The 13,244-nt window shown below is 73.9% G+C and carries 10 protein-coding genes; 4 read left to right on the top strand and 6 right to left on the bottom strand.

Going from position 1 to position 13,244, the window contains the following annotated elements; all coding sequences use genetic code 11:
• Positions 1–80 precede the first annotated feature (80 nt).
• Positions 81–1,826, bottom strand: a complete 1,746-nt coding sequence (locus ACFYO5_RS09000) for a fatty acyl-AMP ligase (protein WP_388705954.1) — start codon at positions 1,824–1,826, stop codon at positions 81–83.
• Positions 1,827–2,443: 617 nt separating this feature from the next.
• Between ACFYO5_RS09000 and ACFYO5_RS08995 the strand changes: the two genes are divergently transcribed.
• Positions 2,444–3,457, top strand: a complete 1,014-nt coding sequence (locus ACFYO5_RS08995; RefSeq protein WP_388705951.1) for a Gfo/Idh/MocA family protein — start codon at positions 2,444–2,446, stop codon at positions 3,455–3,457.
• Between the two features lie 12 nt (positions 3,458–3,469).
• Here the strand turns inward: ACFYO5_RS08995 and ACFYO5_RS08990 are convergent, their stop codons facing one another.
• Positions 3,470–3,892: an SsgA family sporulation/cell division regulator gene (locus ACFYO5_RS08990; protein ID WP_356564706.1), complete on the bottom strand. Its 423-nt coding sequence runs from the start codon at positions 3,890–3,892 to the stop codon at positions 3,470–3,472.
• Positions 3,893–4,306: 414 nt separating this feature from the next.
• On the opposite strand from ACFYO5_RS08990, the gene ACFYO5_RS08985 reads away from it, so the two are divergent.
• Entirely contained in the window at positions 4,307–5,668 is a 1,362-nt protein-coding gene (locus tag ACFYO5_RS08985) for a PP2C family protein-serine/threonine phosphatase (protein WP_388705948.1), read from the top strand.
• Positions 5,669–5,695: 27 nt separating this feature from the next.
• Here ACFYO5_RS08985 and ACFYO5_RS08980 read toward each other — a convergent pair whose 3' ends face one another.
• Positions 5,696–7,192: a hypothetical protein gene (locus ACFYO5_RS08980; RefSeq protein WP_356564702.1), complete on the bottom strand. Its 1,497-nt coding sequence runs from the start codon at positions 7,190–7,192 to the stop codon at positions 5,696–5,698.
• Between the two features lie 232 nt (positions 7,193–7,424).
• Here ACFYO5_RS08980 and ACFYO5_RS08975 point away from each other — a divergent pair, with 232 nt between their 5' ends.
• Together ACFYO5_RS08975 and ACFYO5_RS08970 are read left to right on the top strand one after the other, a co-directional pair.
• Positions 7,425–8,567 carry an aminoglycoside phosphotransferase family protein gene (locus ACFYO5_RS08975; RefSeq protein WP_388705945.1) on the top strand — a complete coding sequence of 381 codons (1,143 nt, stop codon included), beginning with the start codon at positions 7,425–7,427 and terminating at the stop codon, positions 8,565–8,567.
• Positions 8,568–8,864: 297 nt separating this feature from the next.
• Entirely contained in the window at positions 8,865–10,850 is a 1,986-nt protein-coding gene (locus tag ACFYO5_RS08970) for an N-acetylmuramoyl-L-alanine amidase (protein ID WP_388705942.1), read from the top strand.
• A 10-nt stretch (positions 10,851–10,860) separates the two neighbouring features.
• Here the strand turns inward: ACFYO5_RS08970 and ACFYO5_RS08965 are convergent, their stop codons facing one another.
• The 3 genes from ACFYO5_RS08965 to ACFYO5_RS08955 form a co-directional block, all read right to left on the bottom strand.
• The gene (locus tag ACFYO5_RS08965) at positions 10,861–11,358 is read right to left on the bottom strand and encodes a hypothetical protein (RefSeq protein WP_388705940.1); all 498 of its coding nucleotides are present in this window, start codon (positions 11,356–11,358) and stop codon (positions 10,861–10,863) included.
• 168 nt (positions 11,359–11,526) lie between these two features.
• Positions 11,527–12,141, bottom strand: a complete 615-nt coding sequence (locus ACFYO5_RS08960; RefSeq protein ID WP_388705938.1) for a CGNR zinc finger domain-containing protein — start codon at positions 12,139–12,141, stop codon at positions 11,527–11,529.
• Between the two features lie 43 nt (positions 12,142–12,184).
• On the bottom strand, positions 12,185–13,087 hold the full coding sequence (locus ACFYO5_RS08955; protein ID WP_388705935.1) for a universal stress protein: 903 nt from the start codon (positions 13,085–13,087) through the stop codon (positions 12,185–12,187).
• Positions 13,088–13,244 lie beyond the last annotated feature (157 nt).

The raw sequence follows: 13,244 nt of genomic DNA, 5'->3' as shown, positions 1-13,244 counted from the left end.
CGCGGCCGGAAGGAAGGGTTTGGTTCGACGGCCCCGAGGCGGTGCCGCCGGCCCGACGGGCGGACCGGCGGCGTCCGTCGTCAGCCGGCGGCGGGTGCGCCGACCACGGAGAGGGTGCCGTCGAGATAGGCCGTGCGCGTGGCACGGCGCTGGATCTTGCCGCTGGAGGTCTTCGGAATGGTGCCGGGGTGGACCAGGACGACGTCCCGCACGGGCAGACCGTGGGCGTCGCCGATGGCACCGCGGATCAGGTCGATGATCTTCGCGGACTCACCGGCGGACTCCGCGGCCACCTCGGCGACCAGGACGGGCTGTTCCCCCTCGACGCCGTCCCCGGCACCGCCCTCGGCGGCGCTGCCGGAAGGGCTCTCGACGGAGAACGCGGCGGTGCAGCCGGGACGCAGTGCCGGATGGGCCAGTTCGGCGGAGAGTTCGAGGTCCTGCGGGTAGTGGTTGCGTCCGTCGACGACCATCAGGTCCTTGAGCCGGCCGGTGACGAACAGCTCGCCGCCGCGCAGGAACCCGAGGTCCCCGGTGCGCAGGAAGCGGCCCTCGTGGCCGGGCAGGGTGGCGCGGAAGGACTCGCGGGTGGCGAGGGTGTTGCGCCAGTAGCCCTTGGCGACGCTCGCGCCCGACAGCCAGATCTCGCCGACCTCGCCCTCGGGCCGTTCCTGCTGCCGCTCGGGGTCGGCTATGGCGACGGTCCAGCCGTCGGCGGGGCGACCGCAGCTCACCGCGGCGGCGTCGCCGGTGCCCGTGTCGGTCTCCAGGAGGACGGGCGGCGTGTCGACGAGGCCGCCGCTGACCATGAGGGTCGCTTCGGCCAGTCCGTAGCAGGGGTAGAGGGCCTCGGGGCGGAAGCCGGTCGGGGCGAAGGTCTCGGCGAAGCGGCGCAGGGTGGCGGCGCGCACCGGTTCGGCGCCGTTGAAGGCGACCTTCCAGCCGCTGAGGTCCAGGCCGTCGAGGAGTTCGGGCCGGGCGTGCTTGAGGGCGAGTTCGTAGGCGAAGTTGGGGGCGCCGCTGGTGTGCGGGCGGTAGCGGTGGATGGCGGTCAGCCAGCGGTCGGGGCGCTGGAGGAAGTGCAGGGGCGAGAAGAGGGTGGTGGTGGCGCCGAGGTACAGCGTGTTCAGCACCGGTCCGATGAGGCCCATGTCGTGGTAGACGGGCAGCCAGCTGACGAACAGTTCGTGGTCGTGGGCGTCGAGCACGTCCGCGGTGTGGCCCATGCGTTCGGCGATGACCCGCTCGTTGTCGAGCAGGTTGCCGTGGGTGACGACGACGCCGCGCGGGGCGGAGGTGGAGCCGGAGGTGTACTGGAGGAAGGCGACGGAGTCGGGGGTGAGGTCGGGCTCCCGCCAGGACGCGGCCGTCTCGTCGGGGATGTCCTCGGTGACGAGGCGGGTGATCCCGTCGAGTTCGGGGAGCTGCTCGGCCATGGTGGCGAGGGCGGCGATCACTTCGCGTCCGCCGAGGATCACCTTGGCGTCGGCGTCGGCCATCAGGCGCTTCGTCCGGGTCAGGGCACGGTGGTTCTGCGAGCGGCCCTGCGGGGGCACACCGGGTACGGCGACGACTCCGGCGGAGAGGCAGCCCAGGTAGGCGCAGACGAACTCGGGGCCCGGCGGGTACAGCAGCATCGCGCGGGACCCGGCGAGGCCGCGTTCCTGGAGCCAGGCGGCGACGGCCCGGGATCGGGTGGCCAGGCGGGCGTAGGAGATCTCCTCGATCTCGCCGTCCACGTCCCCCGTGGCGAGATAGCGGTATGCGGTCCGGTCGGGCTGGTTCGTGGCGTGCGTGGTCAGCAGATCGACCAGGGAACGGGCCATGTTGACGAGTCTCACCTGTCTGGGGATAGGCGAGGGAACTGGAGTTCGAGATTCAGCCGACGCGTCCGCGCCGACGCGGACCCGGGACCGGTCCGGCCTCGTCGCCGTACCGTCCGTCTCGATCGTCCACCCGAGCAACCAGGTGATGGTCCGTCACCGGTTCCTCGTCCCCCCGTACAGCTTGCTACCGACGAGTAACACCCTAGCAAGGCACCGGGTACGAACAGGTCGAATCCGCGTAAACCTTGTGTGTCGAACGGAGTTGGCGCTTCCGCGCACACGTTCGCACCTCGGGGGAACCCTACGGGATCCGGCACGAGGCGGCACCTTCCGCACCCGCCCTCGACCACGGCTCCCGCACGGCCCGCGCCTCTCCGGCACCCACGACGGGGCCGGCCGCCGCACGGCGCGCACCGCCGCTCCCGAGCACGTCCGCCCCACTCCTCCCCCGCACTTCGCCACCGGGTCGCCCCGACGTCCGTGCGCACCGCTCACCGCACCGCCCCCGGACGGCGCCCCGACCGACGCCGACGGCATCGCGGGGTCCTGCGCCACCGAACCCCCTCACCCGGTCGGCGTACGCTACGCGTGATCGTCGGCCGGGAGGGAGCGAGCGCGTGGGTGAGCCGCTGGGCGTGGCCGTGCTGGGCGCGGGGCACATGGGCGCCGATCACGTACGTCGTCTCGACCGGGTGGTGAGCGGGGCCAGGGTCGCCGCCGTGGCCGATCCCGACGCCGACCGGGCTCGGGAGGCCGCCGCCGGTGCCGAGGGGGCCTCGGCGCACACCTCGGCCGAGGCCGCGCTGGACGCGCCCGGCGTGGCGGCCGTCCTGATCGCCTCGCCGGGACCCGCGCACGAGGAGGCCCTGCTCGCGGCCTTCGCCCGCGGCCTGCCGGTGCTGTGCGAGAAGCCCATGGTGCCGGACTCGGCCGGAGCGCTGCGGGTGCTGGAGGCGGAGGCCCGGCTCGGCCGGCGACTCGCCCAGGTCGGGTTCATGCGGCGCTACGACGCCGAGTACCGCGGGCTCAAGGCGCTGCTGGACGACGGGCGGCTCGGCCGGCCCCTGATGCTGCACTGCACCCACCGCAACGTCTCCTCGCCCCCCGGCTTCACCAGCGCCATGCTGATCGACAGCTCGGTGGCGCACGAGATCGACGCGGCCCGCTGGCTGCTCGGCCAGGAGCTGACCGCGGTGACCGTGCTGCGGCCGCGCCCCTCGTCCGGCGCCCCGCCGGGCCTGCGGGACCCCCAGTTCGTGGTGTTCGAGACCGACGGCGGCGCCCTGGTCGACGTGGAGGTGTTCGTCAACTGCGGCTTCGGCTACCAGGTGCGCTGCGAGGCCGTGTGCGAGGCGGGCAGCGCGCGCATCGGCGACGACCGCGGAATGCTCGTGACGGCGCCCGGCTCGGCCGGCACGGAGGTGCCCCGGGACTATCTCGTCAGGTTCGCCGACGCCTATGACCGCGAGGTGCAGGCCTGGGTCGACGCCACCCGGCGCGGCCGGGTCACCGGCCCGACCGCCTGGGACGGCTACGCGGCCTCCGTCGTCGCCGAGGCGGGGGTGCGGGCGCTGGAGGACGGCACGCGCGTGGCCGTCGATCTCGCCCCGCGCCCCGCCCTGTACGGCTGACGCGGTCCGGCCTCACACGTTGCCGAGCAGCGCGTGCAGACTCTCGTCGACCGCAGCGCCCACGTCCTCCTGGCCGGCGGCGACCACGGCGTAGCTGCGCAGCAGGAAGCGGCGCAGCGCGGCGGTGTCGAACTGGAGCAGGGCCAGTCCGAACGGCGAGTGGAACTCCACGACCGTGCGGGACCGGCCGCACGGCCAGAGGTGCACGTCACCGCGGCCGGCCGGCCCGTCCAGCCCCTCGGCGAGCAGCGCGCGGCCGAACGTCCAGGTGACCGCCTCGCCGTGCAGGGAGACCTCCGGCGGGAAGTCGAGGTGCACGGCGAGGGGGTCGGCGCGGAGGTAGCGGAGCGTGGCGGGGACGGGCAGTTCCTGCTCCTCGGCGGTGATGAGCCGGGCGCGGGCGGGCTGTTCGACGGTGAGGTGGGTGAGATCCATGGGCGGTCTCCGCAGCGGTGAGAGGTCGGCCTTTTCGGCGTGGTGCTTGTAGGACCCCGGAGAGGCCGATCGCATTACGCGAAAGCCCCGTCAATTATTGTGACCTGCGTCACGCCGCACCGTTCGGCCGCCGGTTCCCCGCCTCCCCGCGGAACACACGACCGTCGAACAGGTGAGTGATCACCACGGAGTACCCCCGAACGTCCCTCAAGTCACGTATTCCGTCTACGTCTTGCCTCTGTCACGGCGTACACCATAAGGGCCCCTTGAGCTGCGCGTGAAGACTGTGGCATATGCCAGATGCATCACCGGATCGTGTGTTGCCAAATCCCTTACACCGCGTCGCGGGCTGTGCCAGAGTCGTCACGGCCCCTTCGTCAGTCCGGCCGTCCCGTCCCCGCATCGGAGTGCGTCATGCCGTCCCCCCTCTCCGCGGACCGCCCAGCCGCCCAGCCGTCGGGAAGCGGCCAGGTCGACGCGCTGATCACGCAGACCCGGCGCCTCAAGGGCGAGGTGGACGCCGTGCGACGGGACGCGCAGGAGGACGCCGCGGACCCGCGGGGACGCTGGCAGCGGGCACTGTGCGATCTGGCGCTCCACCAACTCGACGACCTGGACGCGCACCTGGCCCAACTGCGGGACGGCCCCTCGCCGGCCCCACGCGAATCGCTGCTCAGCCGCGTCGGCAGCGCCGAGTGGAACCTCCTCACGGACGAGGTCGTCTGGTCCCCGGAGCTGCACGCGATCGTCGGCCGCGACCCCGCCGCTCCCCCGCTCACGCTCGACGAGCTCCCCTCCCTCGTCCACGACGAGGACCGCCCGCGCCTCACCGCCATGGTCACCGGCTGCCTCGTCGACGCGAGGCCCATCGACGACGAGTTCCGGGTCGTACGGCCGGACGGCGAGGTCCGCACCGTGCACATGATGGGCGAGCCCGTGCTCGACGCCGGCGGCAGTACCACCTCGATGTGGGCCGTGCTGCGGGACGTCAGCGCACTGCGCCGCAGTCGGCGCGCGGTGCGCGAGACCCGTGACTCGCTGCACCCGGCACGGGCCGAACACCGGCTCGCCGCCGAGCCGCGGGAAGCCGCGCCGGCGTCCTGGCACGGCTCCCTGCGGCTCCCGCGCACGCCCGGCACACTCGACCTCGCCGCCCGGCACCTGCCCGCCGCCACGAGTTCACCGATCGGCGGCACCTGGTTCGACGCCCTCGAACTGCCCGACGGAGACACGCTGTTGGGCGTCGGCGGACTCACCGGGCACGGCCCGGACGTCACCGCCGCCCTGGCGATGACACGCGGCGCGCTGCGCGGCATGGCGATGTCCGGCGCCGGTCCGGCCCAACTGCTGTCCTGGCTCCATCGGTTACTGGAATCCGACGGCCCGCCGCCCCTGTGCTCCACCGTCTGCTGCCGCTACCGGCCCGACACCCGCACCCTGACGTGGGCGCAGGCCGGACATCCCGCCCCGCTGCTGTTCCGCGACGGGACGGGGCGCCGGCTGGACGCACCGGAGGGCGCCCTGCTCGGCACCGCCTCCGACACCGCCCACGGGCAGGCCGAGGCGACCCTGGAGGAGGGCGACCTGCTCCTGCTGCACACCGGCGGACTGGCCCCCGCCGGTGGCGCGGACACCGCGGACCGCCTCCTGGACCTGGCCCCGCGCCTCGCCGGGCCGGGCACCGCACAGGACTGCGTACGGCTGATCGTGGCGGAGTTCGGCGACGGCGGCCGCGAGGCCGACGCCTGCCTGCTCGTCGCCCGGGTCGCCCGGTGACCGAGGAACCGATGACCGTCGGCTCGCCTAGGCGTGCGCGGTGGTGCCCCTGCCTCCCCTCGGCTTCGGCAGCGCCTGCCGAATCTCCTCGCGCAGTTCGCTGATCCGCGGGTAGCTCGAGTACTCCGCGGTGAGCCGGTACATCTCGCGCAGCCTGTCCCAGGTGCGGCGGGAGGAGTTCGACCCCATCGCCATCAGGGCCAGCCGCGCGTACCGGTCGGCCTGCTCCGGGTCGTCCCCGATGAAGCAGGCCGAGGCCATGGACAGATGGTCGAAGATCTTCGACCGCTCCCGTCCGTCGACCCGCAGGGCGAGGGCCTTCTGCGCGTAGTACTGGGCGTGCACGGCCGCCCCCGGCTCGAACTCGGCGAGCGTGCGATAGGCCAGGGCCTGCATGCCGTACAGATCCTCGTCCTTGAAGGTCTGCATCCAGGACGGCGTCTCCGCGTCGATCCGCCCGGAGACGAACAGGTCCTCCGCCTGCCCGAGCGTGCGGCGCATGGCCTGCCCCTTGCCCATCGACGCCTGGGCCCAGGCCTCCACGGTGTGGAACATGGCCCGCGTCCGCGGCAGCACCGCGTCGCCCGAGCCGGACTGGGCGAGCTTCATCAGGTCCAGGGCCTCGTCGGGCCGGCCGAGGTGCACCATCTGACGGGCCGCCCTGGACAGGGCCTCCCCCGCCCGGGGCCGGTCACCGCCCTCCCGCGCGGCATGGGCCGCGATCACGAAGTACTTCTGGGCCGTGGGTTCCAGGCCGACGTCGTGCGACATCCAGCCCGCGAGGACGGCGAGGTTGGCGGCGACGCCCCACAGGCGCCGCTGGAGGTGCGGTGGGTGACGGTAGGCGAGCATGCCGCCCACCTCGTTGAGTTGGCCCACCACGGCCTTGCGCTGGAGCCCGCCGCCACGGGCGGCGTCCCAGGCCCGGAACACCTCCACCGAGCGCTCCAGTTCGTCGACCTCCTCCGTACCGATGGGGGCCGCCTCGTAACGGTCGAACCCGGCGGAGTCGGCGTGCAGGAGGGGATGGTCGACGACGGAAGCGCCGGCGGAGGGGGTGGGGTCGGTGTGCAGCCAGTCGTGCATGGCGCTGCTGAGTGCTGATCCCGCGGCGAGCGCGGCACCCGCGCCCACCAAGCCGCGTCGGTTGAGCATGAGGTCCATTCCCGTGAATTCGGTGAGGACCGCGGCAGTCCGTTCGGGCGCCCACGGCACACCGTCGGGGTGCTGCGCACTCCCGTCGCGTGGCCGTCTACCCGCACGCCCGTGCCGGACCAGACCGAGGTCCTCGATGGTCACGACACGGCCGAGACGCTCGGTGAACAGAGCCGCCAGCACCCGCGGTACGGGATCGCGCGGGATCTCTCCCATGTCGATCCACCGCCGCACCCGCGAGGTGTCGGTCGACAGCTGGGGGTGGCCCATGGCCGCCGCCTGCCGGTTGACCAGTCTCGCGAGTTCCCCTTTGGACCAGCCGGCCAGGCCGAACAGGTCCGCCAGGCGGGTGTTGGGTTGTCCGCTCACGTAAGCCCCCAGGTTCTCGGCTGAGTTGACAGTAGCCCCGCGCAAGTTGCCGGGCGACTATTCGCCAGGGTTCGCCAGGGTGCGCCAGATGGTGTGCCACTGGGCCACAGGTGTCAGGTAGGAATGCGCCACCCCGACCCGGTCGCCGAGGGACATTCCCCAGGGTGTATCCGGGAGACCGGGCCGGGCCGCGCACTGACGTCGCAGGCACACGAAGGGATCTGTTTCGCCCATGTACGCAGCATCGTCCTCCGTGTCCGCCCCGCCCCGGTCGCTGCACTCCCGCCCGGGCGGCGGCGGCCCCTACCTCGACCCCGCCCGGCCGGCGCCTCCCGTGCTCGGCGCGGGCCGCGGCGCCCGGCGCCCCTCGGGGCCGGGCACACAGCCCGTCAGCGGGAGGCTCGACCTGTCCGGCCCTCAGGGCGCCCAACTCCGCACGGCGATCGCGTCGGTGCACCGGATCTGCCCGGAGTTCGCCCCGGTGCAGGTACTGCGCCGCAGCGGCCGCTCCGTTCTCCTGGTCGGTACGACGGGACGCAGCACGGCCGTCGCCAAGTGTTTACTGGACCACTCCCCCGTGTGGGCCGAGCGGATCCGGCACGAAATAGCGGCGTACCGCACGTTCGTCCGGCACCGCCCCCCTGTGCGGGCGCCGAGACTGATCGCGGCGGACCCGGACAACTGCACCCTCGTCATCGAACGGATGCCGGGACGGGTGGCGGCCCTCCAGCGGCATCCCACGGAGGCCCCACCCCGCGCCGACATCCGCGCGGCGCTCGGCGCGATCTGCCGGCTCAACACCTGGCGGCCCGCGGCCGGCACCTTCGACGCCCCGCTGGACTACGCGGCCCGCATCTCCCGCTACCACGAGCTGGGGCTGCTCACCGACCGGGACCTGGGGGACCTCCAGAAGCTGCTGCACGGCATCGCGGCGACCGCGGGCCGGCAGGGCATGGGCCAGTTCTGCCACGGCGACGCCCTCCTGTCCAACATGCTCCTGTCACCGGCCGGTCCAGTGCTGGTGGACTGGGAGCACGCGGGCTGGTACCTGCCGGGCTACGACCTGGCGACCCTGTGGTCGGTCCTGGGCGAGGCCCCCGTGGCGCGCCGTCAGATCAGCCAGATCGCCCAGTCGGCGGGCCCGGCCTCGCGCGACGCCTTCCTGGTCAACCTGATGCTGGTGCTGACCCGCGAGATCCGTACCTACGAGACGGCCGTGCAGCGTTCGATGCACGACTCGGCCCCCGCGGGCACGGGACCGGCCCACCCGGGTGCCGCGCCGTCCGGCGAGGAGCAGCGGCTGCTGCTGCGGCGGTTGCACGACGACTGCCAGATGGCCCGCCGGGCCGTCCGGGCGGCGGTCGGTACCCGCTGAACGGTCTCCGCCGGTCGACGGGTTGTCAGAGGAGAGAGGTCCGTGGTGCGCCGGAGCGGCGGCGCACCACGGACCTTCGTCCGTGCGGGCAGGCACCTCCACGGGCAGCGGACCGTCGGTGGGCGCGAGTGACGCCCGGGGACGACGGGGCCACCCGCCACGAAACTCGCCCGACCCCCGCTGACGTGGGAAAGCGCCGGGCGGTGGGCATGATTGACGGATCGTCGGCAAGCCGGTACCACGGAGTCACGTCCGGCCCCGCACGCCCCGCCCGCCCGCTCGTCCCAGGAGGCCGCATTGCGAGGATCCGTCACCCACCCCAGACCCGCACGCACCCCCGGTCCCCCACGCACCCGCAGAGCCGCCGGCGCCGTAGCCTCGGCGGCTCTGCTGTTCCCGCTCCTCGCCGCGTCCCCCGCCCCGGACGCCGCGGCGCGGTCCACGGCCGGGCTGCAGCGGGCGTTCGCCGCCGCGGCCGCCGAGTACGACGTGCCGCAGAGCGTGCTGCTTGGCGTCTCCTACCTCCAGTCCCGCTGGGACGCGCACGGCGGCGCGCCGAGTGTGACCGGCGGCTACGGTCCGATGCACCTCACGGACGCCCGCACCGCCCTCGCCACGGCCCCGCACCACAGCGAGGGCACGGAGGATCCGCGCGGCGACGACGCCCGCGCCGCCCTGCGCCCCGAGGCGCCGCTCCCGGCCGGCGCCGAACTCCCGGCCCGGCTCCGCACGCTCCCCGAGGCCGCGGAGCTGACGGGGCTGAGCCCCGAGGCACTGCGCACCGACCCGGCCGCCAACGTGGCCGGCGGCGCCGCCCTGCTGGCCGCCGCACAGCGGGCTCTGGGCGAGCCGCTCACCGCCGATCCGGCGGACTGGTACGGCGCGGTGGCGCGTTTCTCCGGCGCCGACGACAGCGCGACGGCCGCCGCGTACGCGAACGACGTGTACGACGTGATCCGCGCCGGCGAGGAACGCACCACGGACGCCGGCCAGCTGGTGGCGCTGGCCGCGCGGCCGGGGCTGGCGCCCGACACGGGGCAGCTGCGGCGGGCGGGCCTGCGGACGGCGTCCTCGGCCGGCACCGAGTGCCCGGGGTCCGTCAGCTGCGAGTGGATCCCGGCGCCGTACGAGCAGTTCGGCGACAACGACTACGGCAACCACGACCTGGGCGACCGCCCCGCGTCGCAGTCGATCAAGTACATCGTCGTGCACGACACCGAGGGCGGCTGGGAGGGGGTCCTCGACCTCGTCCAGGACCCCGCGTACGTGTCCTGGCAGTACTCGCTGCGTTCCACCGACGGCCACATCGCGCAGCACGTGAAGGCGAAGGACGTGGCCTGGCACGCGGGCAACTGGTACGTCAACGCCAAGTCGATCGGCCTGGAGCACGAGGGCTTCCTCGCCTTCCCCGACTCCTGGTACACGGAGGCGATGTACCGGTCGTCGGCGCGCCTGGTGACGTATCTGGCGGGGAAGTACGGCATCCCGCTGGACCGGCAGCACATCCTGGGGCACGACACGGTGCCCGGCCCGACCGCGGCCACCGTGCCGGGCATGCACACCGACCCCGGCCCGTACTGGGACTGGCGGCACTACTTCGAGCTGCTGGGCCGTCCCTTCAAGGCCACGGCGCGCAAGAACGCCGGGCTGGTGACGATCCTGCCGGACTACACCGCCAACCAGCCGGTCTACACGGGCTGCACGGCCCAGGGCGAACCGTGCGCGGCGCACGGGTCGAGCGCGGTGCGGCTGTACTCCGACCACGACGAGAACTCGGCCCTGATCAAGGACGTCGGTCTGGGCACGACCCCGACGACGGGCGTGAACGACCTCTCCTCACGGGTCTCCACCGGCCAGCAGTACGCGGTCGCCGACCGCTACGGCGACTGGACGGCGATCTGGTACCTGGGCCAGAAGGCCTGGTTCAGGAACCCGGCGGCCCAGCCGACGGCGGTGCCCGCGAACGGGCTGGTGGTGACCCCGAAGGACGGTGTGGACAGCGTGCCGGTCTACGGACGCGCCTACCCGGAGGCGTCGGCGTACCCGGCGGGCGTGCCCGTCCAGTCGGTGTCGCCGCTGTCGTACCGGCTGCCGGCGGGACAGCGGTACGTGGTCGGTGACAAGGTGCCGGGCGAGTACTACTACGCGGTCACCTTCGGCACCGACTCGCACCAGGTGGTCGTCGGCAAGGACCTGTACTACGAGATCCAGTACGGCCACCGGGTGGCGTTCGTCCGGGCCGCGGACGTACGGCTGTCGACGCCCACGGTCTCGGCGCCGTAGGCCCGCCCGGTCAGCCCTGCTGGAAAAGCTCGGCCGGGAGCGGCTTCAGCAGGGCGTACAGGTCGTCGGTGATGGGCCGGTCCCAGGCGGCGATGGTGACCAGGACATGGTCGCTGCGGTCGAACTGCACGCAGGAGATGCGGCTCTCGGAGAGCTTGAGGCGGCGCACGATGAGGAGGTTGTCGCCCTGCATCACCGGCATGTCCTCGGTGCCGACGACGGTCACCTCCTCGTCGTTCTCCAGGGCGAGGAGCAGTTGGGCCACCTCGAAGGGGACCTCGTCCTCGGCGACCTCGCGGGCCGGCGAGCCCTCGGGGAGGTTGCCGATGATCATCGCGGGGCCGCGGCCGCCGAAGAGGTCGTAGCGCAGGAAGACGCCCTGGCAGGAGCCGTCGGGGGCGGGCAGCAGGCCGGCGCCGAGATTGCCGGGCCAGTCACCCGGGTCCATGGCCAGGACGTCGAAGTCGGGCCCGGCGGGCGTGGCACTGCGGCGGCGGAGGAACGACATGGGGCCATGGTACGGGTACGGGGGCCCCCGGCGTCGTGCGGGCGGCCGCCTGTTACCGGTGGGTTGTGCGGCTCTCCCCCGGGCGCGGATCCCGCTGCCTGCCCCGCGGCACGGTCGTCTCCGCTCGTCCCCGGGCGCACGCGTGGCCGGCGAATCGTGCCGGGACTTTCAGGGCCTGTCGGGCCGCGAGGCCCGCTTGTGGCGTTCGTGGTGGCGGGCCACCCGGGCCCGGTTGCCGCAGGACGGCCGGCACCACTCCTGCCGCGGGTGGTCCTTGAGGAAGTAGCGCACGCAGCGCGGGGCGTGGCAGGCGCGCAGGCGCTGCCGGTCGGGGCCGGTCAGGAAGGCGATCACGGCCTGGGCGAGGGCGGCGGTGAGGTCGCCGCCGTCCGGCACGGGCCGCAGCCGGACGCCGGGATCGGCGCCCCGGGTCCAGTGCAGGACGGGGACGGTGGGCCGGCGGGCGGCGGCCGTGTTGAGGCGGTCCAGGGCCTCGGGCACCGGCAGCAGCCGGGCCGCGTCGGCGGGGCTCGGCGCTCCGGGCCGCACCGCGTGCGCGAACAGGGCGCGGACGGCGGCGCGCAGGTCGCGTACGGCGGTGAGGGCGGGGGCGTCGGCGGCGTAGCCGGGGGTGACCGGAAGGTCGTCGGCGTGGGCGCGGATCCAGGTGGTGAGTCCCGTGGGGTCGGTGAGGTCGTCGGCGATCCCGCCGTGACCGTCGTGCCGGACGGTCAGTGCGAGGTCGAGGGCGAGGCGGGTGTCGCCGGGGAGCGCGTCCTGCATGCCGCTAATGATAGGGCCGGAGCCATCCATTAGCAGGCGCGGCTCACTCCTCCGCGGGCGCCGGTGGCACCACCGCGACCGGGCTCGCGGCGTGCAGCAGCACCGCGTGGGTGACGGAGCCCAGCATGCGGGCGGGTGCCAGCAGGCGTCGGCGGTGGCGGCCCACGACGACCAGTTCGGCGTCGCGGGAGGCGGCGACGAGATGGCCGGCCGCGTCGCCGGGGGCCGGGTACGGCTCCACGGGGACCCCTGGGTGGCGCTCCCGGTGCTGGGCGAGGAAACCGTCGACGAGGACGCGCGTCTCGTGTTCGACGGCGTCCTGGTCGACCTCCGGGGGGAGGAGGTCACCGGGGGCGGCGGCCCAGGTCTGCGCGGGCCAGGGGTAGGCGGCGACCACCTGGAGGCGGGCGTCGCGCAGCGCTGCCTCGGTGAAGGCGAGGGCGAGCGTGGCGTCGTCGGGGCCGTCCACGTTCAGACCCACGACGACCCGCGGGCCGGGCTCGGGCGGCGGGCCCTCGACCTCGCGGCCGGGCCGGGGCACGATCACGACGGGGCACTCGGCGTCCCGTGCGGCGGTCATGCCGTTGGAGCCGAGCAGCAGGCTCGCGAAGCCGCCCCGGCCCCGGGAGCCCAGTACCAGCAGTTCGGCCTCGGCGCCCAGTTCGGGCAGCAGCGCGCCGGGCGCCCCGTCGAGACCGACGTACTCCACGTCGGTACCGTCCGCGGCTGCCTCCAGGCGGGCGCGGGCGTCGGTGAGGACGGCGTCCTCGTCCGGGGGCGGGGGCATGATGAGGGGCGCGCCGGGCTGAGTCCACGCGGCGTAGTGGCGTACGTGGCACACGCGCAGCGCCGTCCCGCGTCTGCGGGCGGCGTCCACGGCCCAGTCGAGGGCCCGCAGACTCCCCTCGGAACCGTCGACCGCCACGGCGACCGGCAGGGTGCTCATGGTCCTCACCTCCGGGACACGACCTCCGACCTGCTGGGGCCAGCCTGGCTCAGGTGCGGTCCCCGGCCGGCTCTCACCGGTCGCGTGTCCGGAAAATGACGGCCGACACCGCCGGTTCGGCTCGTGGCGGCGGCCCGTCGAGGCGGCTCGCCACGGC

It is taken from the genome of Streptomyces sp. NPDC006259, from assembly GCF_042870975.1.
GTDB lineage: Bacteria > Actinomycetota > Actinomycetes > Streptomycetales > Streptomycetaceae > Streptomyces.
The sequence above is the reverse complement of the archived record's forward strand: the minus strand, read 5'-3'. Positions and strand labels throughout refer to the sequence as shown.

Coding starts and splice junctions, on each gene's coding strand:
- ACFYO5_RS09000 (WP_388705954.1), bottom strand. CDS start 1,826: ATGGCCCGTTCCCTGGTCGATCTGCTGACCACGCACGCCACGAACCAG.
- ACFYO5_RS08990 (WP_356564706.1), bottom strand. CDS start 3,892: ATGGATCTCACCCACCTCACCGTCGAACAGCCCGCCCGCGCCCGGCTC.
- ACFYO5_RS08985 (WP_388705948.1), top strand. CDS start 4,307: ATGCCGTCCCCCCTCTCCGCGGACCGCCCAGCCGCCCAGCCGTCGGGA.
- ACFYO5_RS08975 (WP_388705945.1), top strand. CDS start 7,425: ATGTACGCAGCATCGTCCTCCGTGTCCGCCCCGCCCCGGTCGCTGCAC.
- ACFYO5_RS08965 (WP_388705940.1), bottom strand. CDS start 11,358: ATGTCGTTCCTCCGCCGCCGCAGTGCCACGCCCGCCGGGCCCGACTTC.
- ACFYO5_RS08960 (WP_388705938.1), bottom strand. CDS start 12,141: ATGCAGGACGCGCTCCCCGGCGACACCCGCCTCGCCCTCGACCTCGCA.
- ACFYO5_RS08955 (WP_388705935.1), bottom strand. CDS start 13,087: ATGAGCACCCTGCCGGTCGCCGTGGCGGTCGACGGTTCCGAGGGGAGT.